23 protein-coding genes and 2 pseudogenes are annotated in these 26,196 nt (G+C 63.2%); 17 read left to right on the top strand and 8 right to left on the bottom strand.

Features of this window, described 5'->3' with window-relative positions; translation table 11 throughout:
* Position 1: 1 nt before the first annotated feature.
* Positions 2-310 carry an urease subunit beta gene (locus tag B2D37_RS14270; RefSeq protein WP_079203305.1) on the top strand — a complete coding sequence of 103 codons (309 nt, stop codon included), beginning with the start codon at positions 2-4 and terminating at the stop codon, positions 308-310.
* Between the two features lie 125 nt (positions 311-435).
* Positions 436-2,135, top strand: a pseudogene (gene ureC / locus B2D37_RS14275) (urease subunit alpha).
* A gap of 93 nt (positions 2,136-2,228) precedes the next feature.
* On the opposite strand, the gene B2D37_RS14280 reads toward ureC, so the two are convergent.
* Positions 2,229-2,675: a hemerythrin domain-containing protein gene (locus B2D37_RS14280; protein ID WP_079203306.1), complete on the bottom strand. Its 447-nt coding sequence runs from the start codon at positions 2,673-2,675 to the stop codon at positions 2,229-2,231.
* Between the two features lie 205 nt (positions 2,676-2,880).
* On the opposite strand from B2D37_RS14280, the gene B2D37_RS14285 reads away from it, so the two are divergent.
* Complete coding sequence (locus tag B2D37_RS14285) at positions 2,881-3,216, top strand: hypothetical protein (RefSeq protein WP_079203307.1); 336 nt, start codon at positions 2,881-2,883, stop codon at positions 3,214-3,216.
* Positions 3,217-3,367: 151 nt separating this feature from the next.
* Here B2D37_RS14285 and B2D37_RS14290 read toward each other — a convergent pair whose 3' ends face one another.
* Together B2D37_RS14290 and B2D37_RS14295 are read right to left on the bottom strand one after the other, a co-directional pair.
* Positions 3,368-3,913: a transposase gene (locus tag B2D37_RS14290; protein ID WP_079203308.1), complete on the bottom strand. Its 546-nt coding sequence runs from the start codon at positions 3,911-3,913 to the stop codon at positions 3,368-3,370.
* A gap of 55 nt (positions 3,914-3,968) precedes the next feature.
* On the bottom strand, positions 3,969-4,235 hold the full coding sequence (locus tag B2D37_RS14295) for a DksA/TraR family C4-type zinc finger protein (RefSeq protein WP_079203309.1): 267 nt from the start codon (positions 4,233-4,235) through the stop codon (positions 3,969-3,971).
* A gap of 253 nt (positions 4,236-4,488) precedes the next feature.
* Between B2D37_RS14295 and B2D37_RS23740 the strand changes: the two are divergent.
* A pseudogene (locus B2D37_RS23740) lies at positions 4,489-4,694 on the top strand (IS1380 family transposase); the annotation flags it as partial.
* A gap of 198 nt (positions 4,695-4,892) precedes the next feature.
* On the top strand, positions 4,893-5,618 hold the full coding sequence (locus tag B2D37_RS14300) for an endonuclease (RefSeq protein WP_079203310.1): 726 nt from the start codon (positions 4,893-4,895) through the stop codon (positions 5,616-5,618).
* Positions 5,619-5,709: 91 nt separating this feature from the next.
* Here B2D37_RS14300 and B2D37_RS14305 read toward each other — a convergent pair whose 3' ends face one another.
* Both B2D37_RS14305 and B2D37_RS14310 read right to left on the bottom strand, forming a co-directional pair.
* Positions 5,710-6,336: a c-type cytochrome gene (locus B2D37_RS14305; protein ID WP_079203311.1), complete on the bottom strand. Its 627-nt coding sequence runs from the start codon at positions 6,334-6,336 to the stop codon at positions 5,710-5,712.
* A gap of 269 nt (positions 6,337-6,605) precedes the next feature.
* Positions 6,606-7,025: a CBS domain-containing protein gene (locus B2D37_RS14310; RefSeq protein ID WP_079203312.1), complete on the bottom strand. Its 420-nt coding sequence runs from the start codon at positions 7,023-7,025 to the stop codon at positions 6,606-6,608.
* Positions 7,026-7,210: 185 nt separating this feature from the next.
* Here B2D37_RS14310 and B2D37_RS14315 point away from each other — a divergent pair, with 185 nt between their 5' ends.
* From B2D37_RS14315 to B2D37_RS14335, 4 genes are all read left to right on the top strand, one after another.
* A complete protein-coding gene (locus tag B2D37_RS14315) occupies positions 7,211-8,029 on the top strand; it encodes an NYN domain-containing protein (RefSeq protein ID WP_079204989.1) in 819 nt (272 codons plus the stop codon).
* A gap of 58 nt (positions 8,030-8,087) precedes the next feature.
* A complete protein-coding gene (locus tag B2D37_RS14320; protein ID WP_079203313.1) occupies positions 8,088-9,173 on the top strand; it encodes a type I restriction endonuclease in 1,086 nt (361 codons plus the stop codon).
* Between the two features lie 1,349 nt (positions 9,174-10,522).
* The gene (rsxC, locus tag B2D37_RS14330) at positions 10,523-11,923 is read left to right on the top strand and encodes an electron transport complex subunit RsxC (protein ID WP_079203315.1); all 1,401 of its coding nucleotides are present in this window, start codon (positions 10,523-10,525) and stop codon (positions 11,921-11,923) included.
* Positions 11,920-12,888: an RnfABCDGE type electron transport complex subunit D gene (locus B2D37_RS14335; RefSeq protein WP_079203316.1), complete on the top strand. Its 969-nt coding sequence runs from the start codon at positions 11,920-11,922 to the stop codon at positions 12,886-12,888. Before rsxC ends, B2D37_RS14335 begins: the two co-directional genes overlap by 4 nt.
* 699 nt (positions 12,889-13,587) lie before the next feature.
* Here the strand turns inward: B2D37_RS14335 and B2D37_RS14340 are convergent.
* Positions 13,588-15,084 carry a CoA-acylating methylmalonate-semialdehyde dehydrogenase gene (locus B2D37_RS14340; protein WP_079203317.1) on the bottom strand — a complete coding sequence of 499 codons (1,497 nt, stop codon included), beginning with the start codon at positions 15,082-15,084 and terminating at the stop codon, positions 13,588-13,590.
* Positions 15,085-15,233: 149 nt separating this feature from the next.
* A complete protein-coding gene (locus tag B2D37_RS14345; RefSeq protein ID WP_079203318.1) occupies positions 15,234-16,580 on the bottom strand; it encodes an aspartate aminotransferase family protein in 1,347 nt (448 codons plus the stop codon).
* A 157-nt stretch (positions 16,581-16,737) separates the two neighbouring features.
* On the opposite strand from B2D37_RS14345, the gene B2D37_RS14350 reads away from it, so the two are divergent.
* The 5 genes from B2D37_RS14350 (at position 16,738) to B2D37_RS14370 (ending at position 22,003) form a co-directional block, all read left to right on the top strand.
* On the top strand, positions 16,738-17,658 hold the full coding sequence (locus B2D37_RS14350) for a LysR family transcriptional regulator (RefSeq protein WP_079203319.1): 921 nt from the start codon (positions 16,738-16,740) through the stop codon (positions 17,656-17,658).
* 406 nt (positions 17,659-18,064) lie between these two features.
* A complete protein-coding gene (locus B2D37_RS14355; protein ID WP_079203320.1) occupies positions 18,065-18,988 on the top strand; it encodes an aldo/keto reductase in 924 nt (307 codons plus the stop codon).
* Between the two features lie 209 nt (positions 18,989-19,197).
* On the top strand, positions 19,198-20,511 hold the full coding sequence (locus B2D37_RS14360; protein WP_079203321.1) for an NTP/NDP exchange transporter: 1,314 nt from the start codon (positions 19,198-19,200) through the stop codon (positions 20,509-20,511).
* Between the two features lie 239 nt (positions 20,512-20,750).
* Positions 20,751-21,419, top strand: coding sequence for a TetR/AcrR family transcriptional regulator (locus B2D37_RS14365; protein ID WP_079203322.1), 669 nt, complete (start codon positions 20,751-20,753; stop codon positions 21,417-21,419).
* Complete coding sequence (locus B2D37_RS14370) at positions 21,419-22,003, top strand: YigZ family protein (RefSeq protein WP_079203323.1); 585 nt, start codon at positions 21,419-21,421, stop codon at positions 22,001-22,003. The genes B2D37_RS14365 and B2D37_RS14370 overlap by 1 nt, the downstream gene beginning before the upstream one ends.
* A gap of 86 nt (positions 22,004-22,089) precedes the next feature.
* Here B2D37_RS14370 and B2D37_RS14375 read toward each other — a convergent pair whose 3' ends face one another.
* The gene (locus B2D37_RS14375) at positions 22,090-22,539 is read right to left on the bottom strand and encodes a transposase (RefSeq protein WP_079203324.1); all 450 of its coding nucleotides are present in this window, start codon (positions 22,537-22,539) and stop codon (positions 22,090-22,092) included.
* A 259-nt stretch (positions 22,540-22,798) separates the two neighbouring features.
* Between B2D37_RS14375 and B2D37_RS14380 the strand changes: the two genes are divergently transcribed.
* From B2D37_RS14380 to B2D37_RS14390, 3 genes are all read left to right on the top strand, one after another.
* Complete coding sequence (locus B2D37_RS14380; protein ID WP_079203325.1) at positions 22,799-24,154, top strand: 8-oxoguanine deaminase; 1,356 nt, start codon at positions 22,799-22,801, stop codon at positions 24,152-24,154.
* Positions 24,155-24,339: 185 nt separating this feature from the next.
* A complete protein-coding gene (locus tag B2D37_RS14385; RefSeq protein ID WP_079203326.1) occupies positions 24,340-25,287 on the top strand; it encodes an adenosine deaminase in 948 nt (315 codons plus the stop codon).
* Positions 25,288-25,436: 149 nt separating this feature from the next.
* The gene (locus B2D37_RS14390) at positions 25,437-26,195 is read left to right on the top strand and encodes a transporter substrate-binding domain-containing protein (protein WP_154067097.1); all 759 of its coding nucleotides are present in this window, start codon (positions 25,437-25,439) and stop codon (positions 26,193-26,195) included.
* The last annotated feature ends 1 nt before the right edge of the window (position 26,196 follow it).

Consider the following 26,196-nt stretch of genomic DNA (forward strand, 5'->3'; position numbering starts at 1 on the left):
AATGATTCCCGGCGAATACCAGATCCAGGACGGTGAGATCGAACTCAACGTCGGCCGCCGCACCCTGACGTTGAGCGTGGCCAACAGCGGCGACCGGCCAATCCAGATTGGCTCGCACTACCACTTCTTCGAAACCAACGATGCGCTGACGTTTGATCGGCCTGTAACACGGGGTATGCGTCTGAATATTCCCGCAGGCACGGCGGTGCGCTTCGAGCCAGGGCAGAGTCGCGACGTGGAGCTGGTGGACCTCGCCGGTGACCGCCGGGTGTTCGGCTTTGCTGGGCGGGTGATGGGCGACTTGGATTAAACGCACGTATAGAGGGCCTGTGGGAGGGGCTTTAGCCGCGACGCCAACGTATCGCAGCTAAAGCGGAGCGCCACCCGGCCCCTCCCACAGCACTACAGCGAACACACTGTGTCAGGACTTTATTGATGAAGATTTCCCGCCAAGCCTACGCCGACATGTTCGGCCCCACCGTCGGTGACAAGCTGCGTCTGGCCGACACCGAGCTGTGGATCGAAGTGGAAAAAGACTTCACCAACTACGGCGAAGAAGTGAAGTTCGGCGGCGGCAAGGTGATCCGCGACGGCATGGGCCAGAGCCAACTCTGCGCGGCGGACGTGGTCGACACCCTGATCACCAACGCGCTGATCCTCGACCACTGGGGCATCGTCAAGGCCGATGTCGGCCTCAAGGACGGGCGTATCGCCGCCATCGGCAAGGCCGGCAATCCGGACATCCAGCCGGACGTGACCATCGCCATCGGCGCCGGCACCGAGGTGATCGCCGGCGAGGGCATGATCCTCACCGCCGGCGGCATCGACAGCCACATCCACTTCATCTGCCCGCAGCAGATCGAAGAGGCATTGATGAGCGGTGTAACCACCATGATCGGCGGCGGCACCGGGCCTGCCACCGGCACCAACGCCACCACCTGCACCCCCGGCCCTGGCACATGATGCGCATGCTGCAGGCCGCCGACGCCTTCCCGATGAACCTGGGTTTTACCGGCAAGGGCAACGCCTCGCTGCCGGAGCCGCTGATCGAGCAGGTAAAGGCCGGCGCCATCGGCCTCAAGCTGCACGAAGACTGGGGCACCACCCCGGCTGCGATCGACAACTGCTTGAACGTGGCCGACCAGTATGACGTGCAGGTGGCGATCCACACCGACACCCTCAACGAGTCTGGTTTCGTCGAAACCACCCTGGCCGCATTCAAGGGCCGCACCATCCACACCTACCACACCGAGGGTGCTGGCGGCGGCCACGCTCCGGACATCATCAAGGCCTGCGGCTTCGCCAATGTGCTGCCCAGCTCGACCAACCCGACCCGGCCGTTCACCCGCAATACCATCGACGAGCACCTGGACATGCTGATGGTCTGCCACCACCTCGACCCCTCGATTGCCGAGGACGTGGCCTTCGCCGAAAGCCGCATCCGCCGCGAGACCATCGCCGCCGAAGACATCCTGCATGACCTCGGCGCCTTCTCGATGATCAGCTCCGACAGCCAGGCCATGGGCCGGGTCGGCGAAGTGATCCTGCGCACCTGGCAGACCGCGGACAAGATGAAAAAGCAACGCGGCCCACTGCCGCAAGACGGTGAAGGCAACGACAACTTCCGCGCCAAGCGCTACATCGCCAAGTACACCATCAACCCGGCGATCACCCACGGCATCAGCCATGAAGTGGGCTCGATCGAGGTGGGCAAGTGGGCCGATCTGGTGCTCTGGCGTCCGGCATTCTTCGGCGTCAAGCCGAGTCTGATCCTCAAGGGCGGAGCGATTGCCGCCAGCCTGATGGGCGACGCCAACGCCTCGATTCCCACGCCGCAACCGGTGCACTACCGGCCGATGTTCGCCAGCTACGGCGGCAGCCTGCACGCTAGCAGCCTGACCTTTATCAGCCAGGCCGCGCTGGACGCCGGAGTACCGCAACAGCTAGGGCTGAAAAAGCAGATCGCCGTGGTCAAGGGTTGCCGCTCAGTGCAGAAGACCGACCTGATCCACAACGACTATTTGCCGAATATCGAGGTCGACCCACAGACCTACCAGGTCAAGGCCGATGGCCAGTTGCTCTGGTGCGAGCCGGCCGAGGTGTTGCCGATGGCGCAGCGCTATTTCCTATTCTGAGGGGCGACTGCTCGTTACCACGCGCCACGGGGCAGCGCTGGCGTTGGCCCTGGCGAGCGCCATACGGTCACCTGTGGCCATCGGCGCGACAGTTTAGGCTTCGGCTTTCTTGTGTGCTTCATAGGTACTGAGGTAGTCGCCGGACAGTTGCTCTTTCTGCGTCTCGCTGAGCAGCTTGCCGGCCATCTGGAAGAACTTCTGTTCCTCCTCATGCAGATGGTGGTGCACCTTTTCCGCCAGCTTCTTGGCTTGCACCAACCAGCTCGGGCTGCTGGGGTCGGTGTCCTCGAGCTCTTCCACCATCTCGTCCATCTGGTGATGCTCGGCAATCGCATGGCGCGAGAGGTCGACGCCGAGATCCTCCTGCATCAGTGGAATATAGAAGTGCCGCTCCTCGGCAACCGAGTGCGCCGCCAACTCCGACTTCAGCAGAGTAAACAGCGCCTGGCGCGCTGAGGTATCGCCACTGGTGTCGATCAGTTTTGTCGACAGCTCACGCTGCGTCTGGTGGCTCAAGCGCAAAGCTTCAAAAATATTCATGGAGTAAACCTCCTCCTTGGCAATAAATGGTGTGAGTCATGTGACCCGCCCAGACTGGCGAAGTGCCCACTTCGATGAATCGAACACGAAAACCCAGATCGCAGGCTGGTTTTCAATGCACTGATTCCATTTTGGTATCGCAGCCGCTAAATTGCTCGCCCCTGAGAAATGACGCTCAGGATCGCAACCCTATGGAGTAAGACCTTTGAACTACGCTAGCAAAATCATCGCCACCCTATTGTTCGCCCTGGCCATCACCGGCTGCACAGGCACGCCGATGAAAACCCAGAATCTGGACAACCAGCAATACACCGTAATCGGTCACAGCCAGGCGAGCGCTACCGGCTTATTGCTGTTCGGCCTGATCCCCATCCAGCAGAACAACCGCTTCGTCCGCGCGCAGAACGCAGCCATCAAGGCCAAGGGCGGCGATGCGCTGATCAATACTCAGATTCAGGAAAACTGGTTCTGGGCCTGGGTACTGACCGGTTATACCACCACCGTTTCCGGCGACGTGGTCAAGCTCAGCAGCGTTCAGTAAGCGACTCTGGCCAGACCGTCTCCCAGCAGCCGGTCTGGTAGCCTTTCAGCACCGCGAGCTATCGCAGCCTCTACCCTGACGTACAGCCTCCGCCTGCAGTCCGCTCAGGGTTACCTGGCGCAGCCATGTAGGGCGGGTGCAACCCGCCACCTCACTCACCGACGACAAGCGCGTCCGTCGCCGGTGCGCCACCCCAGTCCAACGGATAGACGCCCGGCCCGACCCAGCGATGAAAGGATGACCAGGGCCAATCCTGCACTCGCTTGAGCAAACCATGCTTGATCGGGTTGCCGTGCAGGTAAGCGAAATGCCGGGCGAAGTCCGCCTCATCGCCAATCAGGTGTTCCCAGAAACGCTGCTGCCAAAGGGTGCCTTGACCCTTGCCGGCACGGCGATTGGTCATCCGGTCAACACGGTTGTAGCGATCGCCACAAGCATGGGTGACATGCCGCTTGAGCAGACGCCAACGGTTGGAGAAATCGGCATGGCCTGGAGGCAAGGTCCAGATCCTATGCAGATGATCGGGCAATAGAACCCAGGCATCGATACGCAACGGTTGGGTTGAGCGTACGACCTCGATGGCCTCGCGCAGCGCTTGACGAATATCGCGACGGGTCAGGATCGGTTGGCGGCGTGCCGTTACCAGGGTGAAGAAGTAACTGCCGCCGGGTACGCTGGCTCGACGGTAGTCAGGCATGGCAACGTCCTTGTCGCGCTAAATCGCAGGTGGCGGGTTGCACCCGCCCTACAGGTTAGCGCAGCTGGCTGTCCTTGCTGCCGCGACGGTTATAACCGCCGCCCGCCTTCTGCTGCTTATCCAGTTCGGACTGACAGGCCACGCACAGGCGCACGCCCCTGATCGCTTCGCGGCGCGCCAGCGGAATCGGCGCAGCGCATTCCTCACAGTGCTCCAGGCTCTCGCCGGTCGGCAACTGGCTGCGGGCGCGAGCAATGGCGTCCTCTATGCTGCTGTCGATCTGTTCTTGCACCGCACCGTCATTTGCCCAACCACTAGCCATTGCAACCTCCCGGCGTGGCACGCCTCGTCATTCACTATTCAGTTTCGCGTAGCGTCCCGGCATGCAGGTGCAGCGTCATCCGCCCTGCGCTGGGCGCGAAAGCCATAACGCCACTCGCGCGAACCGTTCACAAGCAGACGCAAAGCCCATTTAACCTTTCGATATAAAAGGCGTTATGCCAATAACGCTTCGCACGGAGCTTAAACGCGACCGCTATGGGTGATTCTAGCCCGCGCCAGCGGGTCTTCCTGCCATCGCCGCTGTCACCGTGCGCACCGACTGCGAAGGCCGCGCTCCCGAGCGATCAAGCGATTTGCTCCAATGCGGCTACGCGGCTTCACATCGCAGTGTGGGCTGACCGGCCGCCTGGAGGAAGCCATCCATGACGGCCGGTATCCGTCCTATAGCGAGCACAGCGTCGGCGAACTACTGCGCCAGCGGATCTATCAGAGCGCCTGCGACCGGCGATGACGCCAGCAACCCGCAGCGCCGCACGCAGCCCAAACGCTGGCCACCCAGCGCACGAGCAAAAACGGCTGCCTGCTGATAATTCGAGCAGACTGCCTTGCTCATGAAACATCCGGGCTAGAGCGTCTTGCAGGCCCCTGGCCAGCTCTTCCAGCACTATCATGCGCAGCTTTTTGCCTAGAGTCCTCCATGCCGCGCCTGATCGCCCTGCTCTGCCTGCTGTTTGCCGTCTCCATCCACGCCGACGCCCCGCACAACTTCGCCGCCGCCAAGAAAATTGCCTGGCAGCTCTACGCCGACCGACAAAGCACCTTCTATTGCGGCTGCGCCTACCAAGGCAAGCGCGTCGACCTGGCCAGTTGCGGCTATAAGGTGCGCAAGCAACAACGCCGCGCGCAGCGCCTGGAATGGGAGCACGTGGTGCCGGCCTGGGTGATCGGTCACCAGCGCCAGTGCTGGCAGCACGGCGGACGCAAGAACTGCACGCGCAGCGACCCGGTGTTCAAGGCCGCCGAAGCCGACCTGCACAACCTGGTGCCGAGCATCGGCGAAGTGAATGGCGACCGCTCCAACTACGCCCTCGGCATGCTCAGCGACAAACCGCAGCAGTACGGCGCCTGCCCCATGGTGGTCAACTTCAAGCAGAAAACCGCCATGCCACCCGAGCCGGCACGCGGCGCCTCGGCGCGCATCTACCTGTACATGGCCGACCACTACAAGCTGCGCCTGTCCAAGCTTGACCGGCGCACCTACGAAGCCTGGAACCGCCAATACCCGATCAGCGAGTGGGAGCGCTGGCGCAACCAGAAAGTCGGCTGCGTGATGGGCCACGGCAACCCCTACATCGGCGCAGTCGACCCGGCCAACTGCAGCCCGCTGCGGCGCGCCGGCGAGCCACGCCGCAGCAGCGGCTGACGGGACGCTTTTTGGCGGGATGCAGTTGCTTTAGGGAATGTGCTTGAACGCAGCGCTACCCATTACAACCGAACGCCGGGCCGCCTAAGCGTCAGGGCTGCAACTGCTGCAGATAGGCGGCCAGGGCGTCGATTTGTGCGTCGCTGAAGTCGGCGGCGATCGACATCATCACCGAGCCGGCGCGACTCGGGTCCTTGTCGCGAAACCGCGTCAGCGCCTTGCGCAGGTACTCGGCCGGCTGACCGGCCAGGCGCGGGGTGTTGTCGCGGCCCTCGGCATGCACGCCGTGGCAGCCGGTGCAGATGGTCTTGAACGTCACCTCGCCCTGCTGCTGCAACGCCGCATCGACCGGCTCGCTATGCGCCAGCAGCTTTTGCTGACCAAAGTAGATGGCGACGTTGACCCGATCTTCCAGGGTCAGGGTCGGCGCCAGCTTGGACATGACGAAGTCCTTGCGCTCGCCGCTGGCGAATTTCTCGAAGGCGTTGAACAGGTACACCGGGTTCTGCTCGGCCAGATTGGGAATGTACGGGCGCTTGCTGTTGCCGTTCTCGCCGTGGCAATTACCGCAGAAGAGCATCCGTTCCTGGCCGGCCGCATAGGCCTGCTCGCGCAACACCGGGTCGGCGTTGAGCCGGGTAAAGCGTTGCATGGCCTCATCGTTGGCCTGGGCCAGGCTGGCGATGCAACAGAAGAACACAAGGGTGAGTACGCGCATGGCGGGAGACCTTTGCCTGGTTTGCTTGGTAGGACGGGCGGCGACTATAGGCGCAACCACCCGGCCGTACCCCGGCGCAGGTCAAGCAAATGGCAGATAGCGCGGCGCAACGCGCGGCCTGGGCGGCGGCACCGCATGGATGCAAAACCTGGCTGAGGAGGCGCTCAGGCCTAAGATGCCCCCCTGCGTCCGGACGCAATCAGCCGCTTTTGGTGCATGCACCGGTCAGGCCGCCCTGCGCATGCACACAGAAGGGGCATAAGCGCGGTTCAGGCCGAGCGGGAAAGCGGCAACTCCATCAGCTTATCCAGCAATTTGAGCATGTGCCGGCGGGTAATTACCCCGATCACCTTGCCGCCGGCATCGACCACCGGGTAACTCTTCGGCTTGTCGCCGAGCATCTGCTGCGCCAGCGCCACGGCGTCCATGGCGGTGGTCACGCTGAGCACGTCGGTGCGCATGATGTCGCGCACCGTGGCCACTCGCTGGTTGTAATAAGCCACCTGGATCGCCACCTGCAGGCACTCCTGCTCGGAAATCCAGCCCAAGAGCAGGCCCTGCGCATCGGTGACCGGCCCGCCGAGAATGGGATAACGCATCAGCTGCCTGGCCGCCTCCACCACCGGCATATCGGCGCCAATGCTGGCAAAGTCCTTGGTCATGTAATCGGCAATAGCGGCAGTGTTCATCGAGCGGGCTCCCGTGGGGCTAGCGAGTCGTGGTCGACCGGACGGGCGCCCGGACACTAGACCCATAGCAAGTTCCAGGCCCTGTTTACCCCTTGGCCGCCTGCACCCAGGCGGCGGGCTGCTGCCTATGGCGCCCTGCCAGCATCCGCAGTATGTTCGAGGTACGTTTATTCACGGATGACCCCATGGCCAGCAAAGCCCACCCGCAGCGTCAGCAACAGCTTCTGGCGCTGCTGATCGATGCCGACAACGCCTCCGCCGCGATCGTCGAAGGCCTGTTCGAGGAAATCGCCAAGTTCGGCGTCGCCAGCGTCAAGCGCATCTACGGCGACTGGACCCAGCCCAACCTCGGCAGTTGGAAGAAGGTGCTGCTGGACTACTCGATCCAGCCGATCCAGCAATTCGCCTACACCCGCGGCAAGAACGCCACCGACAGCGCGCTGATCATCGACGCCATGGACCTGCTCTACACCCGGCGCTTCGACGGCTTCTGCCTGGTCTCCAGCGACAGCGACTTCACCCGCCTGGCCGCCCGCCTGCGCGAGGAAGGCCTGACCGTCTACGGCTTCGGCGAGGAGAAAACGCCCAAGCCGTTTGTCTCGGCCTGCGACAAGTTCATCTACACCGAACTGCTGCGCGCCGACGCCGCCGATACCCAGGACGAACCCGCCGCCAGCGGCGACAAATCGCAACCGAACGCGCCCAGCGAACAACCCGACGAACCGACCAAGCCCGCCGCCAAACCGAAAGCGCAGAAGGTGCCGACGGACTTTATCGCCAAGGTCATCGAAGACATCAGCGACGAGGACGGCTGGATTCAACTCGGCTCCCTCGGCTCGACCATCAGCAAACTACGCCCGGCGTTCGATGCACGACTGTATGGCTTCAGGAAACTCAGCGACTTGATCAAGGGCCATCCCAAGCGCTTCGAGTTGCAGGTGCGCGGGAGCAGTGCGATGGGGGGCGAGGCGTTGTATGTGAGGACTCGGAAGGTGGGGAAGTGACACGCGTACCGCATAACCCAACACAAACCACGGACGCTAATACAGCAAGGAATTAGACATGGAATTCTTCGAAAAACTTAACAGTCTCTCCGCCAAGATTCGCCAACAGGCTGCAGCGATAAAAACGGAAGAAGCTACAAAAAATGCCTTTGTCATGCCATTCATCAACAGCGTGCTTGGCTACGACGTATTTGATCCTCGGGAAGTAACTCCAGAATTCGTCTGTGACGTAGGGACGAAGAAAGGTGAAAAGATTGACTACGCAATCCTGAAAGATGGCGAAGTTCAAATGTTGATCGAATGCAAGAAAATTGGCGAGCCACTGAATGTCAATCACGCCTCCCAACTGTTTCGCTATTTCCATGTAACAAATGCTCGTATCTCCATCCTCACAAACGGCCAAGTCTACAAATTTTTTACTGACCTGGACGCCCCAAACAAGATGGACGAGAAGCCCTTTCTTGAACTGGATTTACTCGACATCGATGAACACGCCGTACCTGAACTAATAAAGCTCACAAAATCGGCTTTCGACGTTGACTCCATCGTCAACTCTGCGGGCGAACTTAAGTATGTCAGCCAAATAAAAAAAGAGATCGCATCCCAGTTCAGCAAACCTGATGATGACTTTGTAAAGTTCTTTGCCTCCCGCGTTTATGACGGAATGATCACGCAAAAAGTGCGTGAGCAATTCGCCGAACTGACCCGAAAGGCTGTTGCTCAATTTTTGAGCGACCAAGTGAACGATCGCTTGAAGTCAGCGATGAGCGGTGCGCTTCAACCCAGCTATAGCACTGCCGCACCTACAGCAACCGAAGCCTCTGCAGAACAACTCGACGAGCCCGCAGACGACAAAATCATGACCACGCTTGAAGAGCTTGAGGGCTACCATATCGTTAAAGCGATTGTGCGTTCGGTTGTTGACGCGAAGCGAATTATCCAGCGTGACACCCAGAGTTACTTCGGAATTTTGCTGGACGACAATAACCGTAAACCGATTTGCCGCCTGCACTTTAATCGCATGCAAAAGTACATCGGTATCTTTGACCAAGAAAAAACCGAGACCCGCCACCCGATCAACTCACTGGACGAAATCTACGATTTTTCCGACCAGTTGAAAACAACCACCGGTTTTTACTCCTAACTTTTAATGTGACGCGAAACTACTTTGTAGGATGGGTTGAGCGCAGCGATACCCATCAATTTCTTGACCAGCATCCATCCAAACATCCGGTGTTGATCCGCCGCAACTCTATTGGACTTAATTACGTGTTTCGCCCTTACGGCGAGTTACTTTCTCTTTGCTCGCGCTAAAGAGAAAGTAACCAAAGAGAAAGCGCGCCCGGCATACGGGTTTCGCTTCGCTCAACTTCCCTCGCTCCGGCACTGTTCCGAGGGTCGTCACGAAGGGCCATCCCTGGCCCATCGCTCCTCGTTTGGCATCCATGCCAAACGCCCCTCTCCACAGCACCTCCACTCGGCCTCCTGACGGGATCGGGGATCGCGTCGTCTGGGCGATTTGTGGACGGCCACGCCAAAAGCACTTGATCGTACCCACGCTCCGCGTGGGCACGCAGCACCGGACGCTCCGCGTCCTTGCTCGGCGAGAGGCAAAGCAAACCGTGACGCGGAGCGTCACAGGCGGTGTGCCCACGCTGGAGCGTGGGCACAATCAATCTCTACGCGGCGGGTTACACCCGCCCTACGAACTGAGCGTGGGCACAATCGGAAGCAAGCACCGCCCACGCTTCGCGTGGGCGGTGTTTTTGATCTGTTTAGTAATTGGATGAGATCTATCTGGCGACGCCAAAAGCCCCTTCAGGAGGCCGAACGGAGTCGTTGCGCAAGGGAGTGAGCCGCATGGATGCGGCGACGACTGCATGGATGCAGGAGGTAGGGCGACGCAGGATGCCAAAGCCGAGAGGCGTAAAGGGCCAGGGACGGCCCTTGTACGCCGGCCCCTGGAGCAATGATGGAGTGAGGGAACCCGCCGTAGGCGGGCCGGATGGCGGGGCAAGCCCTCTTGGTTACTTCTGGGGCGACTGCCAGAAGTGACTCGCCCGACAGGGCGAAACGGTAACCAGAAGACAGCTTCTGGGTATCAACCTCAATGAACAGCCGATGGGTATCGCTGCGCTCAACCGAATCCTACGTGCCATGCAGCTCAGCACGCGAAATTCCAGCGGCGCAGGCCGATCGAGTAAGGCTTGCGAAACACCACGGCCGTACTCCTCGGCCAAGCGCTGGAAACCCCGCAGCCACTGGCGGCGACGCCTGGCAGTGCTCCTGTCAATCACCACACTGACCGGCAGTTGACCTACCGTTTATCAGCAGAATTGATCAATAAGTGAACAACCCACGCATCGAGCGCTCTGAACCTCACGAGTGATCGAGTGTCCCCCCTCGCTTTTCCCTCAAAGACCCGGAAGCAAAATCCTCTTATGTGCATGAGTGCACGGGGGTGTTTTATGTCCAAAAATTGGAGGACAGATAATGTCTAAGCATTCGCTTCAGAGCGTCGAACGCATGCAGCTCCCCATCCGAGCCCAACGCCAACCGCAACAGAAACCCTTCTGGCGGCGCCTGCTCGCCATTGCCGCGCCCACTCAGCACAGCTGGCGCGGCGGACTCAAGCTCAGAGGCTACAAGCAGTTATCCAATTCCACGCCGATTGCCCCGGTCGCGGTCGGCAAACTACAGTTGGCGATTCCGCTCCAGCGCGGTCGCAGATGCGCCCAGCCCTGCGTGCAGCCGGGCCAGCATGTGCGCAAGGGCGAGGTGATCGGCATCGGCGATGGCAACACCCCTTGGGTGCATGCCAGCACCTCCGGCATCGTGGAACAGGTCGGTCTCGCCTTCGCCGCCGACTCAGCCGAGCCGGTTATGGCCGTTATGCTGAACGCCGATAGTCTGGATGAGTGGATCGAACGCCCCGTGCTGGGGCTACCCCACACGTCCGAGGCGCTGGTCGAACGGGCGTTGCAGATGGGCATCGTTGGGCTGGGTGGCGCGGGTTTCCCGACCGCCCTCAAGCTGGCCGGCGCCCAGCAGCCCGACCTGCTGCTGATCAACGGCGCCGAATGTGAACCCTTCCTGACCTGCGATGACCGTCTCATGCGCGAACGCGCCGAGGCGCTGATCGAGACTGCCGACTATCTCGCTACCCTGCTGGGAATAACCCAGACCCGCTTCGGTATCGAAACCAACAAACCTGAGGCGATGGCCTCGTTGCGTGCCGCCGCCCGCCAGGCGCGTACCCACGTCGAGATCTGTCCGTTACCGGCGCGTTACCCGGCAGGCGGCCAACCGCTGATGATCAAGAGCCTGAGCGGTCGTAACCTGGCGCCGGGTGCCCGGCCGGCCGAGATCGGCGTGCTGGCGCTGAATGTCGCCACGCTTTACGCACTGGGCCGCGCGGTGTTCCACGCCGAGCCTTTGATATCACGGGTGTTGACGCTGACCGGGGGCTGTGAGCACCCCGGGAATGTCGAAGTGCCGCTTGGTTATCCGGTCAGCGCACTGCGCGAGATTGCCGGTGCCGATCCCGCGGGCCGTCTGACCCAGGTCGGCGGCCCGATGATGGGACTGCCACTACCGGACCCCAGCGCAGTCATCAGCAAGACCAGCAGCTGCCTGATATTTGCTGCCGAGCGCTACCTGCCGGCAGCCGAACCTGCGAGCAGTTGCATCCGCTGTACCCGCTGCGTAGATGTCTGCCCGATCTCGCTGAGACCCTTGGATCTCTACTCCGCGGCTGAGCGCACTGACCACGCGACATTGCAGACACTGCAGCTGGACGCCTGCATCGAGTGCGGCAGCTGCAGCAGCGTCTGCCCGAGCAATCTGCCGCTGCGCGAGCGCTTTCGCCAGAGCAAGGCGGAGCTGCGCAAATGAGCCTGATACTCCGCCCTACCCCGCACCGCCTCAGGACGCTGATGCTGCTGGTCAGCCTGTGCCTGCTGCCGGGCACCGCCCTGTATGCCTGGCAATTCGGCATCGTGGTCTGGCTGCAGGCCTTCTGGTGCGTGCTGCTGGCCTTGGGCTTCGAAGCCGCTGTGCTGCGCCTGCGCGGATCTGATGTGCGGGCGGGGCTGGGCAACCTGAGCTGGCTGGTATTAGGCCTGATTCTGGCTCGGGCACTGCCGCTGCTGGTGCCGCTGTGGATGATCGCGCTGGCCAGCTTTGCCGCCGTCGTACTGTGTAAATACGGCAGTGGCGGCCTTGGCCGCAACCGCCTCAACCCCGCCATGGTTGGCCTGGGCATCATCGCCCTGGGTTTCTACCAACTGCTGTACCCCGCGCCATCGAACCTGGCCCCCTGGACCTTCACCCTGGACGCTAAAGAGGTTCTGCTGCAGCAGTTGCAACTGGCGCCACGCCTCAGCCTCGATGCATTCGCTGGCGCCACCCAACTGGCCCTGGGAGAGCTCAGCCCTACCACCCCCAATTTGTCGGGGGTCGGCTATATAGCCGGCGGCTTACTGCTGGGCATCTTGAAGGTGATCCGCATCGAGATTCCGCTGGCGATGCTCGCCACCGCCGCAGTGCTGTGCCTGGCCGCCGGCCATAGCCCACAGGAAAGCCTGTACAGCCTCAGCCTCGGCGGTTTTCTGTTCACCGCCTTTTTCATCGCCACCGATCCGGTCACCAGTCCCGATACGCCTGCCGGCCGCATCCTGTTCGGCGTGATCATTGGCGCGTTGACCGAGCTGATTCGCGAATTCGGGCTGTATGCCGATGGTCTCTGCTTCGCCGTGCTCGCCGCCAATCTGCTGGTGCCGCAGATCGATCAGCTGGTATTGAACATACAACGCGCCTGGAACAGCGAACGCCCTGGTCTGAGACTACAGGGGGCTTAACAGGGGATAGCGGTAAACTCGTTGGCTAGCGCTCGCGCGGCATGAGCAGGCGGTTGAAAACTATCCGTTCGGCTAAGCGGCCTTGCAAGATCGCGAAGCGGAGTAACCGCCGCAGGCAGGGTGAGCGAAGCGCATCAACTGCGCCTGTACAGCTCGGACACTGGGGCAATGCTGTTCACTTAAGCCTAGTGAGCAGCATTTTTCGTAGCCCGGATGAAATCCGGGGAAGTATCGGCCCCGTAGGAGCGGCCCATGGGCGCGACAGCAGTTTCGCGGGCGTGGCCCGCTCCTACGATGGGCATCAATCGTCAGCGGCCGTACAGACAACAGCCCCGCACCTGGCGCGGGGGCTGACTTACGACAAGCACCCTGAGAAGGTCACTTAAGTGAACAGCGTTGCGGACACTGGGGGGTCGGTTGATATCGCCGACGTGTCCGCCTAGCCTTCGCTCGCTACCGGGTGCAACGGCCTGTCAGCCATATGGTCCAGCCAACGTTTGCGCGGCGCAAGCGTTCGCGAGGTAAGCCTGCGCCCCACCCGCCATTAGCGGCACAGACGCGCCAGGGTAAGCAGTAGGCCTGGCGAGTTGACTCTCCTCGCTGGCCCTAAGGATGGGTTGAGCGCAGCGATGCCGATGGTTTACACAGAAAAAAGGCCAGTCTCTCGACTGGCCTTTTTGTGTACCGCCCTACCCGCTGTTAGCCATTGCTGGGGAACGCGAACTGCGCGGCTTCATGCGAGGCGCGCTGCGGCCAGCGTTGGGTGATGGCCTTCTTGCGGGTGTAGAAACGCACACCGTCCGGGCCGTAGGCATGCAGATCGCCGAACAGCGAACGCTTCCAGCCGCCGAAGCTGTGGTAGGCCACCGGCACCGGCAAGGGCACGTTGACGCCGACCATGCCGACTTCGATCTCGTCGCAGAACAGCCGCGCCGACTCGCCGTCGCGGGTGAAGATGCAGGTGCCGTTGCCGTATTCGTGGTCGTTGATCAGCTGCATGGCCTCTTCCAGGCTGCCCACGCGGACGATGCACAACACCGGACCGAAGATCTCGTCGGTGTAGATGCTCATCTCCGAGGTGACCTTGTCGAACAGGGTGCCGCCGAGGAAGTAGCCGTTCTCGTTGCCGCTGACACTCAGGCCACGGCCGTCGACCACCAGCTCGGCACCGGCGGCGACGCCAGCGTCGATGTAGCCTGTGACCTTGTCGCGGGCGGCGCTGGTGACCAGCGGGCCCATATCGAGGCCGCAGGAGGTGCCGGCGCCGATCTTCAGTTCGTGAATCTGCGGAGTAATCTTCTGCACCAGGGCATCAGCGATCTGGTCACCCACGCACACGGCGACCGAGATGGCCATGCAGCGCTCGCCGCAGGAACCGTAGGCCGCGCCCATCAGGGCGCTGACGGCGTTGTCCAGATCCGCGTCGGGCATCAGCACCGCGTGGTTCTTCGCCCCGCCGAGGGCCTGCACGCGCTTGCCGCGCTTGGTGCCTTCGCTGTAGATGTATTCGGCGATCGGGGTCGAGCCGACGAAGCTCAGGGCCTTGACTTCCGGGGCTTCGATCAGCGCGTCGACCGCTTCCTTGTCGCCGTGCACCACGTTCATCACGCCATTCGGCAAGCCGGCTTCGATCAGCAGGGCGGCGATGTACAGGGTCGAGCTGGGGTCACGCTCGGACGGCTTGAGGATGAAGCAGTTGCCGCAGACGATGGCCAGCGGGTACATCCACAACGGCACCATGGCCGGGAAGTTGAACGGGGTAATCCCCGCCACCACGCCGATCGGCTGCATGTCGCTCCAGGCGTCGATATTCGGGCCGACGTTGCGGCTGTATTCACCCTTGAGGATTTCCGGGGCGGCGCAGGCGAACTCGACGTTTTCGATTCCGCGCTTGAGTTCGCCGGTGGCGTCCTCGATGGTCTTGCCGTGTTCTTCGCTGATCAGCTTGGCGATGGCGCCTTCGTGCTGTTCGAGCAGGTGCTTGAAGCGGAACATCACCTGGGCGCGCTTGGCCGGCGGGGTCTTGCGCCAGGCCGGGAAGGCGGCCTTGGCGGCGTCGATGGCCTGCTGGATGGTCGCGCGGTCGGCCAGGGCGACCTGGTGGATCACCTCGCCGGTGGACGGGTTGAATACATCAGCGTGGCGGCCGGTGCCGGCAACGCGCTCGCCGTTGATCAGGTGCGGGATATGGCTCATAAAAATCTCCGTGATCGAATTCTGTAGGGTGGATGAAGGTAGCGGCATCCAGCCAAATAGTTGTGTTGTTGTAGGAGCGGGCCGCGCCCGCGATTCGCGGTGTTCGCGGTGTTCGCGGGCATGGCCCGCTCCTACAGGTTGTCGTTGCTTCAGTCCAGCTTGTTCAGGGTCTCGCCAACCGCATTGAAGACGCGGTCGAGGTCTTCCATCTTGGCGTTGAAGGTTGGGCCGAATTGCAGGCTGTCGCCGCCGAAGCGCACGTAGAAACCAGCCTTCCACAGGGCCATGCCGGCCTCGAAGGGGCGGATTACCGGGTCGCCGTCACGCGGAGCGATCTGGATCGCGCCGGCCAGACCGCAGTTGCGAATGTCGAGGACGTGCTTGCTGCCTTTCAGGCCATGCAGGGCGCTCTCGAACTGCGGCGCCAGCTCGGCGGCTTGCTGCACCAGGCTCTCGCGCTTGAGCAGCTCCAGCGAAGCCAGGCCGGCGGCGCAGGCCACCGGGTGGGCGGAATAGGTGTAGCCGTGGGTGAACTCGACCATATGCTCGGGCGTAGCCTGCTGCATAAAGGTGTTGTAGATCTCGCTGGAGGCGATGACCGCGCCCAAGGGGATCGCACCGTTGGTGATCTGCTTGGCGGTGTTCATGATGTCCGGGGTGACGCCGAAGTACTCGGCGCCGCTCCATTTGCCCATGCGCCCGAATGCGGTGATCACTTCATCGAAGATCAGCAGGATGTTGTGCTGCGTGCAGATCTCGCGCAGTCGCGGCAGGTAGCCCACCGGCGGCACTATGACCCCGGCCGAACCAGACATCGGCTCGACTATCACCGCGGCGATGTTCGAGGCGTCGTGCAACTCGATCAGCTTGAGCAGTTCGTTGGCCAGCTCCACGCCGCCGGTCGCGGCCATGCCCATGGTGTACTCCAGACCCGCCTGCAGGGTGTGCGGCAGGTGGTCGACGTCCATGAACTGGCCGTACATCTTGCGGTTGCCACCCATACCACCGAGGCTGGTGCCGGCGATATTGACGCCGTGGTAGCCACGGGCGCGGCCGATGAACTTGGTCTTGGCCGGTTGGCCCTTGAGGCGCCAGTAGGCCTTGGCCATCTTCACCGAGGTATCGGCACACTCGGAGCCGGAGCTGGTGAAGAACACATGGTTCAAGCCATCCGGCACCAGCTCGACCAGTTGCTCGGCCAACTGGAAGGCCAATGGATGGCCGTATTGGAAGCCCGGCGAGTAGTCGAGGGTGCCGAGCTGCTTGGCCACCGCCTCCTGGATTTCCTTGCGCGAATGACCGGCGCCACAGGTCCACAGGCCGGACAGGCTGTCGTAGACCTTGCGCCCGCTCTCGTCGGTCAGCCAGCTGCCTTCGGCGGCGACGATAAAGCGCGGGTCGCGCTGAAAGTTGCGATTGGCGGTAAAGGGCATCCAGTGCGCATCCAGCTTGAGCTGGCTGGCCAATGGCGGGGTGGCGGTCTGCGGCATGTTCATCGGGTGGCCTCGCGTATGGGCAACTTGATTAGTTTGTGGGAGGGGCCGAACGGCGCTCCCACCCAGCAAAAGCGAATCTGTTGCCAGACAAGGTGCCACGGGAATACAGTCAGTAAAAGCACACTCTTCTTATCTTTAGTTAAGCGATGGCTAAACAATGAGCACACGCCGCCCCGATCCCCTGGCCCAGGTCAGCGACTTCGATATTCGCCTGCTCAAGCTGTTTCGCAGCGTGGCGGAATGCGGCGGCTTTTCCGCCGCCGAGAGCGTCCTGGGGATTGGCCGCTCGGCAATCAGCCAGCAGATGAGCGACCTCGAACAGCGCCTCGGCTTGCGCCTGTGCCAGCGCGGTCGCGCGGGGTTCGCCCTGACCGAGGAAGGCCGCGAGGTGTACCAGTCGACCCAGCAACTGCTGGCCGCGCTGGAGAGCTTTCGCACCGAGGTCAACGGCCTGCATCAGCACCTGCGCGGCGAGCTGAATATCGGCCTGACCGACAACCTGGTGACGGTGCCGCATATGCGCATCACCAACGCCCTGGCGCGCCTCAAGGAACGCGGCCCGGACGTGCGCATCCATATCCGCATGACCCCGCCGAGCGAGGTCGAGCAAGGCGTGCTCGACGGCCGCCTGCATATCGGCGTGGTGCCGCAGGCCGGCGCACTGTCCGGGCTGGACTACCAGGCGTTGTACGACGAGCGCTCGCTGCTCTACTGCGCGGTCGGCCATCCGCTGTTCTATGTCGACGACCAGCAGCTTGAGGATCAGCGCTTGAATGCCCAGGACGCCATCGCGCCGACCTTCCGCCTGCCGCCCGACGTGCAGAGCCACTACCAGGCACTCAACTGCACCGCCAGCGCCTCGGACCGCGAGGGCATGGCCTTCCTGATTCTCACCGGCCGTTTCATCGGCTACCTGCCCGACCACTACGCCGCAGCCTGGGTCCAGCAGGGCCGCCTGCGCGCACTGAAAGCGGACTCGCGCTTTTATGACGTCAACCTGGCCGCCGTCACCCGCAAGGGCCGCCGCCCGCACCTGGTGCTGGAGAGCTTTCTCGAGGCGCTGGAAGCGAGTGGCTGATCGGCGACGCCGTAGGGCCGGCTCGGGTGGCGATGGCGTTCCGGGCGTAGGGCGGTCCGGGCGGCGATCCGTTCGGAGCGCAGCGACAGCCCGCCAGTTTTTATGCCGCGCCGATGAACCAATGGTGCATTGCCTGCGGGTAGGCCGGCTCGGGCGGCGATCCGTTCGGAGCGCAGCGACAGCCCGCCAGCTTTTGTGCCGCGTCAGGCGGCCAATGGTGCACTGCCTACGGCGAGTGACACCCTACAGATTGCGATTGCCCCGGACCTGATGGCGGTCCGGATGCACTGCCCACGGCGCCTCGGAACGCCGACACACCAGGTAACAACTGGGCGGGCGCAGGTGGCGCGCGGGGCGGTCACACAACTATGCTCGATACCCACGCGGTGTCACCACGGAGGATGCCATGCCTAGCCGTCGCCACTTCATTCAGCGCAGCGCCGCCCTGCTCAGCCTTATTGCCGCCGCGCCCTGGCTGGCGCGCAATGCCTTCGCCCTGCCCCCCGAGCAACTGCTGCAGCGGCAGATTCCCGGCAGCGACGAACGCCTGCCGGTAATCGGCCTGGGCACCTCACGCACCTTCGACGTCAACCTCGACGATGCCAGCCTCAACCCCCTGGACGAGGTGATGCGGACCTTTATCAACGGCGGCGGCAGCCTGATCGACAGCGCACCCAGCTATGGCAACGCCGAGGCCGTCAGCGGCGAACTGCTCAGGCGGACCAATACCCAGGACAAGGCGTTTCTCGCGACCAAGGTGTCCGCCAACGGCCGCGAGCGCGGCATGGCCCAGGTCGCGGCCAGCCTGCGCGCCCTGCAAACCGACACACTCGATTTGCTCCAGGTGCACAACCTGCAGGACACCCGCACCCAACTGGCCCTGCTGCGTGAGCTGAAGGAGCAAGGCAAGGTGCGCTACATCGGCATCACCCATTACCGCGAAGCGGCCCACGCCGACCTGCTCGAGGTGCTGGCGAAGGAGCCGGTGGATTTCGTCCAGTTCAACTATTCGGTGGCCGAGCGCAACGCCGAGAAGCGCCTGCTGCCTTACTGCGCCGACCGCGGTATCGCCACCCTGATCAACCGGCCGTTCCAGCGCGGCCAGTTGTTCCGCCGGGTCGAGGGCAAGCCGCTGCCGGATTGGGCGATCGAGGTCGACGCCACCTCCTGGGCACAGTTGCTGCTCAAGTTCATCCTCGCCAACCCGGCGGTGACCGTGGTGATCCCGGCTACCTCCAAGGTGCGTTATATGACCGACAACCTGCTGGCCGGCCAGGGTCGCCTGCCGGATGCGGCGCTGCGCGAGCGGATCGTTCGCGCGTTCAGCTGAGGCGTGCATAGGGTGGACATGGCGAAGCCTGCTGCGGGCAAGCCTGGTGGCATCTCCACCCTACGTTTGCGCGTGCCTTGGTAGGGGTTTTCGCCGCGATGCTTGGGCTGTGCGTTGAAAAAATCGCGGCTAAAGCCCCTCCCACGAGATAGTGCTTCTCCCGTGCATGCGTGGCCCAAGCCGTTCACTCCGCGCCGAAGGAACGATCAATGAGCCCAACCCAGCGTCTGGCCATTGCGATCAACGCCAAACCGGCCGAACTGCTCGCCGCACTGGGTGGCTTCGGCCTGTTCTTCTGCCTGTTCAGCGGCTATTTCATGCTACGGCCGATCCGCGAAGCGATGGGCATTCGCGGCGGTGTGGAGAACTTGCAGTGGCTGTTCAGCGGCACGTTCCTGGTCATGCTGGCCGCCGTACCGCTGTTCGCCTGGCTCAATTCGCGGGTGCCGCGAGCACGCTATATCGACTGGGTGTACGGCTTCTTCATCGTCAACCTGCTGGCCTTCGCCGCACTGTTCCAGCAAGTCGGCGACGATATCTGGGCGGCGCGGCTGTTCTACGTGTGGATCTCGGTCTACAACCTGTTCGTGGTCTCGGTGGCCTGGAGCCTGATGGCCGATGTCTTCGATGCGGCCCAGGCCAAGCGCTTGTTCGCCTTTATCGCCGCCGGCGCCAGTTGCGGCGGTCTGGCCGGGCCGGCTTTCGGCGCCCTGCTGGTCGGTGCCATCGGCCAGAGTGGCCTGATCCTCTGCGCCGCCCTGCTGCTCGGCGGCGCCGTGCTGGCCAAGCACCATCTGATGGCCTGGCGCGCCCAGGGCGGTGCCGGCCGCCCCGGCGCAGCGCCCAGCGAGAACCCGCGCGAGCCGGTGACGGGCAACCCGTTCAGCGGCATGACCCGGGTGCTGGCCTCGCCCTACCTGCTGGGCATCAGCGCCTTCGTCATCCTCCTGGCGACGGCGAGTACCTTCCTCTACTTCGAGCAGGCGCGCCTGGTGGCGCTGACCTTCCCAGAGCGCAACCAGCAGATCCGCGTGTTCGGCCTGATCGACTTCAGCGTGCAGGCGTTGTCGCTGTTGGCCCAGCTGTTCATCACCGGGCGGGTGGCGGAGAAATTCGGCCTGCGCGCGCTGCTGGCCGGGGTGCCGCTGCTGGTCTGCCTGGGCTTTCTCGGCCTGGCCCTGGCACCGACCTTCGCCATGCTCGCGGCGCTGATGATCGTGCGCCGGGTCGGCGAGTACTCCTTCGTCCGCCCCGGCCGGGAAATGCTCTTCGCCCCGCTCGATGCACAGGCCAAGTACAAAGCCAAGAACTTCATCGACACCGTGGTCTACCGCGGTGGCGACGCCGTCAGCGCCTGGGTCAAGGCGCTGCTCGACCTGATCAGCCAGGGCGCGTTGCTCGCCGCACTGGTCGGCGCCGCCTGCGCCGCCGCCTGGGCCGCGCTCGGTTGGTACCTGGGCGGGAAGCAGAGCGCGCAGCAAGCCCAGGCAGAACCGCGCGCCCGCGACCAGCCACCCCTGTAGCCCGGATGCAATCCGGGAACGATTGGTAGTAGGCAGATTCCCCCGGATTGCATCCGGGCGACCAAGACACACTGCCAGACCCGAGAACACCTCGCCACGTCACCTATACGCACAACCTTGGTGCAGGGCCTGGGCTGGAGAGCATCCGCTGCGGTTTTTCTGCGCCTTGCGCTTGTCACCTCGATGACAGTGGGTTATCAGTGCAGTCGTTGAACACCTGACCACCGTGGAACCGCCCCATGACCGTTGAAGTACCCGCGCACAGCGCCCATGCCGCCGGCAAACCGGCCGGGCGCATCCGCCAGAAGAACGAAGAAGCGATCCTTGCCGCCGCCGAGGAAGAATTCGCCCGTCACGGCTTCAAGGGCACCAGCATGAACACCATCGCGCAGACCGTCGGCCTGCCGAAAGCCAACCTGCACTACTACTTCAGCAACAAGCTGGGCCTGTACCTGGCAGTGCTGAGCAACATCCTCGAACTCTGGGACAGCACCTTCAACAGCCTGAGCGTCGACGACGATCCGGCCGAGGCCCTGGCCCGCTACATCCGCGCCAAGCTGGAATTCTCGCGGCGCTACCCCAAGGCCTCGCGAATCTTCGCCATCGAGGTGATCAGCGGCGGCGAGTGCCTGTCGGAGTACTTCAACCAGGACTATCAGAGCTGGTTCCGTGGCCGCGCCGCCGTGTTCGAGGCCTGGATCGCCGCCGGCAAGATGGACCCGGTCGACCCGGTGCACCTGATCTTCCTGCTGTGGGGCAGCACCCAGCACTACGCCGACTTTGCCTCGCAGATCTGCCGGGTCACCGGCCGCACGCGCCTGAGCAAACAGGACTTCGAGGTGGCCAGCGACAACCTGGTGCGCATCATCCTCAAGGGCTGCGGCCTGACCCCGCCCGCCACAACCTGATGCCCTACACCCTGCTCGGCCCTTGCGACTACCGCGAGGAGATCCGCAAGAGCCGTTTTCTCGCCCTCGCCGCGCCGGTGGCCAGCGCGGCCGAGGCGCAGGCGTTTATCGCCCGCGTCAGCGACCCCGGCGCCTCGCATAACTGCTGGGCCTGGAAGGTCGGCCAGCAGTACCGTTTCAGCGACGACGGCGAACCCGGCGGCACCGCTGGGCGGCCGATCCTCGCCGCCATCGACAGCCAGGATTGCGACCAGGTCGCGCTGCTGGTGATCCGCTGGTACGGCGGCATCCAGCTCGGCACCGGCGGCCTGGCCCGCGCCTATGGCGGCAGCGCCAACAAATGTTTGCAGGGCGGCCAACGCCGCGAACTGGTCACGCGCACGCGCTGCGCCTGCCACTGCGGCTTCGCCGAACTGGCGTTGCTCAAGGCGCGCCTGAGCGAACTGGACGCGGTGCTGGACAGCGAGACCTTCGATGCCAGCGGCGCCGTACTGCACCTGGCGGTGCCCGAAGCGCGCTTCGCCGAGCTGCAACGGCTGCTGGCCGATATCAGTCGCGGGCGTATTGAATTGCAGCGCCGGTAAAACCATCTCGGCTAAAGCGGATCGCCGCCCGGCCCCTCCCACGGATCACCACAATCCTGTGGGAGGGGCTTTAGCCGCGACAAATCCTAAACCCAGACTGCATCCCACAGCGGGTAGCACCCTACCCGCGCCACCAGCCCGGCCCGCAATGGATTGGCAACGATATAGCGGGCGACCGGCAACACATCCTCTTCGCGGCGTAGCGCACGGTCATGAAAACCGTCCTGCCACAGCTTTCCGCTTCGTCCATTGAGCTGATTGATCTGCTTGGCACTGCGTCCTTTCACCCGACGCATCAACGCGCTGAGTGATCCGCGCTGCAGAACCAGCAACCAGTGCACGTGATCGGGCATCACCACCCAGGCCAAGGACTCAACCAGGCCATCGACATGAGCACTACGCAACTCATCGACCAGGACTCTGCCTACACGCCAATTCGCGAAGATCGGCTCACGCTTCTCGACAGTCGCCGTCAGCAGGTAGATGCGCTCATGCTCTGAAAAACGGCCGATGCGCAATTGATCTGAACGGGGCATTCCTTTGCCTCCCTGATTTTCGTTCAAGCCTGTATAGCAGCCGAATTGGCGGATTGCTAATCGCGGCTAAAGCCCCTCCCACAGGCGCTGCGGTTCACTGTGAGAGGGCCGGGCGGCGGTCCGCTTTAGCCGCGACTGCCGTTGATTCTGACCGCCAGGACAGGTATCTTCAGCGACACGCCGTTCGGCGCACCTGGATCAGCAGACAGGGTCAACACTGAGCTGGCTAACCTGAATTCACCCTCAGAGGAGCCTGCTCATGGCAGCTACCCGTATCTGGATCAAGAACCCCCTGGCCGTCTTCACCGCCAACCAGCTCGACGCCACTGGCGGTCTGGTAATCGACAATGGCCTGATCAGCGAACTGCTCGGCGCCGGCGAGCAACCTTCGCGTCCCTGCGATCAGGTGTTCGACGCCCGCGAGCATGTGCTGCTGCCGGGGCTGATCAACACCCATCATCACTTCTACCAGACCCTCACCCGCGCCTGGGCGCCGGTGGTCAACCAGCCGCTGTTCCCCTGGCTGCAGACCCTCTATCCGGTATGGGCGCGGCTGACCCCGCAAAAGCTCGCGCTGGCCAGCAAAGTGGCCCTGGCCGAACTGCTGTTGTCCGGTTGCAGCACCGCGGCGGACCATCATTACCTGTTTCCAGACGGTCTGGAGCACGCCATCGATGTGCAAGTCGAGGCGGTGCGCGAGCTGGGCATGCGCGCCATGCTCACCCGGGGTTCGATGAGCCTGGGCGAGGCCGACGGCGGCCTGCCGCCGCAGCAGACGGTGCAGCAGGGCGAGGTGATCCTGGCCGACAGCCAGCGCCTGATTCGCCAATACCATGAGCGCGCTGCAGGTGCGCAGATCCAGATCGCCCTGGCGCCCTGCTCGCCGTTCTCGGTGACGCCAGAGATCATGCGCCAGAGCGCCGAACTGGCCGAGGAACTGGACGTGCGCCTGCACACCCACCTGGCGGAAACCCTCGACGAGGAGGACTTCTGCCTGCAGCGCTTCGGCCTGCGCACCGTGGATTATCTGCACAGCGTCGGCTGGCTCGGCCCGCGCACCTGGCTGGCCCACGGCATCCACTTCAACCCGGACGAGATCGCCCGCCTCGGCGCGGCCGGCACCGGCATCAGCCACTGCCCGAGCTCGAATATGCGCCTGGCCTCGGGCATCTGCCCGACCCTCGACCTGCAGGCGGCCGGCGCACCGATCGGCCTGGGCGTAGATGGCTCGGCCTCCAACGACGCCTCCAACATGATCCTCGAGGCGCGCCAGGCCCTGTACCTGCAGCGCCTGCGCTACGGCGCCGAAAAGATCACCCCGCAGCTGGTGTTGGGCTGGGCCACGCAAGGTTCGGCACGCCTGCTCGGGCGCACGGATATCGGCGAGCTGGCGGTCGGCAAGCAGGCTGACCTGGCGCTGTTCAAGCTCGATGAGCTGCGTTTCTCCGGCAGCCACGACCCGCTCTCGGCCCTGCTGCTGTGCGGCGCCGACCGCGCCGACCGGATGATGATCGGCGGTCAGTGGCGAGTGATCGACGGACAGATCGAAGGCCTGGACGTGGCGCAATTGATCGCCGATCACCGCCAGGCAGCACGCGAGCTGATCGCCGGCTGAGTCGATACCCCCTGCAGGAGCGGTCGGGCGGCGATCCGCTTCAGCCGCGAAAACGTTGGAATATCGCGGCTGAAGCCACTCCCACGGTCAATGCCTGTGCCGCCATCCTCGAACTACAACCCACGCGCCAATCGATACCAGCAGTTAAACTCGTCCTCGACCCCGCCCAATAGCGAGACCTCATCATGTACGACTGGCTCAACGCCCTGCCCAAGGCCGAACTGCACCTGCACCTGGAGGGTTCACTGGAGCCCGAACTGCTGTTCGCCCTGGCCGCGCGCAACAAGATCAAACTGCCCTGGAACGATGTCGAGGCGCTACGCGGCGCCTACGCCTTCAATAACCTGCAGGAGTTTCTCGACCTGTATTACCAGGGCGCCGACGTGTTGCGCACGGAGCAGGATTTCTACGACCTGACCTGGGCCTACCTGCTCAAGTGCAAGGCGCAGAACGTCATCCACACCGAGCCGTGCTTCGATCCGCAAACCCACACCGACCGCGGCATCCCCTTCGAGGTGGCGCTGCGCGGGATCAAGCAGGCGCTGGTCGATGGCGAGCAACAGCTTGGAATTACTCACGGCCTGATTCTCAGCTTCCTGCGTCATCTGTCCGAGGAAGAAGCGTTCAACACCCTGCAGCAGGCCATGCCGTTTCGCGATGCCTTTATCGCCGTCGGCCTCGACAGCTCGGAGCTGGGCCACCCGCCGAGCAAGTTCCAGCGGGTGTTCGCCAAGGCGCGCAGCGAAGGCTATCTGACCGTCGCCCACGCCGGCGAGGAAGGCCCGCCCGAGTACATCTGGCAGGCGCTGGACCTGCTGAAGATCGAACGCATCGACCACGGCGTGCGCGCCATCGAGGACGAGCGGCTGATGCAGCGGATCATCGACGAGCAGATCCCGCTGACCGTCTGCCCGCTGTCGAATACCAAGCTGCGAGTGTTCGACGACATGCGCCAGCACAACATCCTCGAGATGCTCGAGCGCGGGGTCAAGGTCACGGTCAACTCGGACGATCCGGCCTACTTCGGTGGCTACGTCAACGAGAACTTCGCCGCCCTGCACGACAGCCTGGGCATGACCCAAGAGCAAGCCCAGCGCCTGGCGCAGAACAGCCTGGAGGCACGATTAAGCTGAGCACCCTGAAGTTTGCGCGCCCGGCGCCGACACAGAAGGTGTAACTTGATCAGATGACCGAAAAATGATGGCCAGATAATGGCTATCATTGCTATCAATCGCACCTGCCTATTGCCGCCGCCGAGATCGCCGAGCCGATGAAACTGCCCATGTTCACCTGCCCAAGCGCCCGCGCCCTGCTCTTCGTGATGCTGGCCGGCTTCGCGCAGCTGGCCGTTGCGCTCGACCAGATCCAGATCGTCACCGAGGAGCTGCCGCCTTACAACATGACCCAGGACGGCAAGCTCACTGGCATGAGTACCGAAGTCGTACAGGCGGTACTGCAGGAAATCGGCGAGCAGGCGAGCATCCAGTCCATGCCCTGGGCACGCGCCTACGACATCGCGCTGAATGCCGAGAACGTGCTGATCTACTCGATCACCCGCACCGCCCAACGCGAGCACCTGTTCAAGTGGGTCGGCGTGGTCGCGCCGATGCATTGGTACCTGTACGCGCGGCCCGAGCGCAATATCAGCCTCAATAGCCTCGACGAGGCGCGCCAGTACCAGATCGCCACGGTCAAGGACGACGCCGGTGAGCAGTACCTGAAAGCCAAGGGGTTCACCGTCGGCAAGAACCTGCAGTCGAACAACAAGTACCAATATAACTACGAAAAATTCAAACTCGGCCGGGTCGATCTGTGGATCTCCATCGAGCTAAACGCCCTGTACCTGATCCGCCAGGCAGGCGAAGACCCAGCCAGCATGGTGGTGCCCGTGCTGAGCCTGCCCGGCCTCGGTGGTGACGACGGACTGAACATGGCCTTCAGCCTGCAGACCGCGGACGCCACCGTCGAGCGCTTCCGCCAGGGTCTGCAAGCCATCCGCAGCAACGGCACCTACGACGCCATCGCCAGGAAGTGGTTGTAGC

Origin of the sequence: Pseudomonas sp. CC6-YY-74 (assembly GCF_002025205.1) — a bacterium.
Taxonomy (GTDB): domain Bacteria; phylum Pseudomonadota; class Gammaproteobacteria; order Pseudomonadales; family Pseudomonadaceae; genus Aquipseudomonas; species Aquipseudomonas paeninsulae.

What these genes read in the sequence shown, in the direction of transcription:
- B2D37_RS14380 (WP_079203325.1), top strand. Translation starts at nt 22,799, where the DNA reads ATGGCAGCTACCCGTATCTGGATCAAGAACCCCCTGGCCGTCTTCACC.
- B2D37_RS14320 (WP_079203313.1), top strand. Translation starts at nt 8,088, where the DNA reads ATGGAATTCTTCGAAAAACTTAACAGTCTCTCCGCCAAGATTCGCCAA.
- B2D37_RS14365 (WP_079203322.1), top strand. Translation starts at nt 20,751, where the DNA reads ATGACCGTTGAAGTACCCGCGCACAGCGCCCATGCCGCCGGCAAACCG.
- B2D37_RS14355 (WP_079203320.1), top strand. Translation starts at nt 18,065, where the DNA reads ATGCCTAGCCGTCGCCACTTCATTCAGCGCAGCGCCGCCCTGCTCAGC.
- rsxC (WP_079203315.1), top strand. Translation starts at nt 10,523, where the DNA reads ATGTCTAAGCATTCGCTTCAGAGCGTCGAACGCATGCAGCTCCCCATC.
- B2D37_RS14335 (WP_079203316.1), top strand. Translation starts at nt 11,920, where the DNA reads ATGAGCCTGATACTCCGCCCTACCCCGCACCGCCTCAGGACGCTGATG.
- B2D37_RS14375 (WP_079203324.1), bottom strand. Translation starts at nt 22,539, where the DNA reads ATGCCCCGTTCAGATCAATTGCGCATCGGCCGTTTTTCAGAGCATGAG.
- B2D37_RS14280 (WP_079203306.1), bottom strand. Translation starts at nt 2,675, where the DNA reads ATGAATATTTTTGAAGCTTTGCGCTTGAGCCACCAGACGCAGCGTGAG.
- B2D37_RS14295 (WP_079203309.1), bottom strand. Translation starts at nt 4,235, where the DNA reads ATGGCTAGTGGTTGGGCAAATGACGGTGCGGTGCAAGAACAGATCGAC.
- B2D37_RS14300 (WP_079203310.1), top strand. Translation starts at nt 4,893, where the DNA reads ATGCCGCGCCTGATCGCCCTGCTCTGCCTGCTGTTTGCCGTCTCCATC.
- B2D37_RS14310 (WP_079203312.1), bottom strand. Translation starts at nt 7,025, where the DNA reads ATGAACACTGCCGCTATTGCCGATTACATGACCAAGGACTTTGCCAGC.
- B2D37_RS14305 (WP_079203311.1), bottom strand. Translation starts at nt 6,336, where the DNA reads ATGCGCGTACTCACCCTTGTGTTCTTCTGTTGCATCGCCAGCCTGGCC.
- B2D37_RS14350 (WP_079203319.1), top strand. Translation starts at nt 16,738, where the DNA reads ATGAGCACACGCCGCCCCGATCCCCTGGCCCAGGTCAGCGACTTCGAT.
- B2D37_RS14370 (WP_079203323.1), top strand. Translation starts at nt 21,419, where the DNA reads ATGCCCTACACCCTGCTCGGCCCTTGCGACTACCGCGAGGAGATCCGC.
- B2D37_RS14315 (WP_079204989.1), top strand. Translation starts at nt 7,211, where the DNA reads ATGGCCAGCAAAGCCCACCCGCAGCGTCAGCAACAGCTTCTGGCGCTG.
- B2D37_RS14290 (WP_079203308.1), bottom strand. Translation starts at nt 3,913, where the DNA reads ATGCCTGACTACCGTCGAGCCAGCGTACCCGGCGGCAGTTACTTCTTC.
- B2D37_RS14385 (WP_079203326.1), top strand. Translation starts at nt 24,340, where the DNA reads ATGTACGACTGGCTCAACGCCCTGCCCAAGGCCGAACTGCACCTGCAC.
- B2D37_RS14270 (WP_079203305.1), top strand. Translation starts at nt 2, where the DNA reads ATGATTCCCGGCGAATACCAGATCCAGGACGGTGAGATCGAACTCAAC.
- B2D37_RS14390 (WP_154067097.1), top strand. Translation starts at nt 25,437, where the DNA reads ATGTTCACCTGCCCAAGCGCCCGCGCCCTGCTCTTCGTGATGCTGGCC.
- B2D37_RS14360 (WP_079203321.1), top strand. Translation starts at nt 19,198, where the DNA reads ATGAGCCCAACCCAGCGTCTGGCCATTGCGATCAACGCCAAACCGGCC.
- B2D37_RS14340 (WP_079203317.1), bottom strand. Translation starts at nt 15,084, where the DNA reads ATGAGCCATATCCCGCACCTGATCAACGGCGAGCGCGTTGCCGGCACC.
- B2D37_RS14345 (WP_079203318.1), bottom strand. Translation starts at nt 16,580, where the DNA reads ATGAACATGCCGCAGACCGCCACCCCGCCATTGGCCAGCCAGCTCAAG.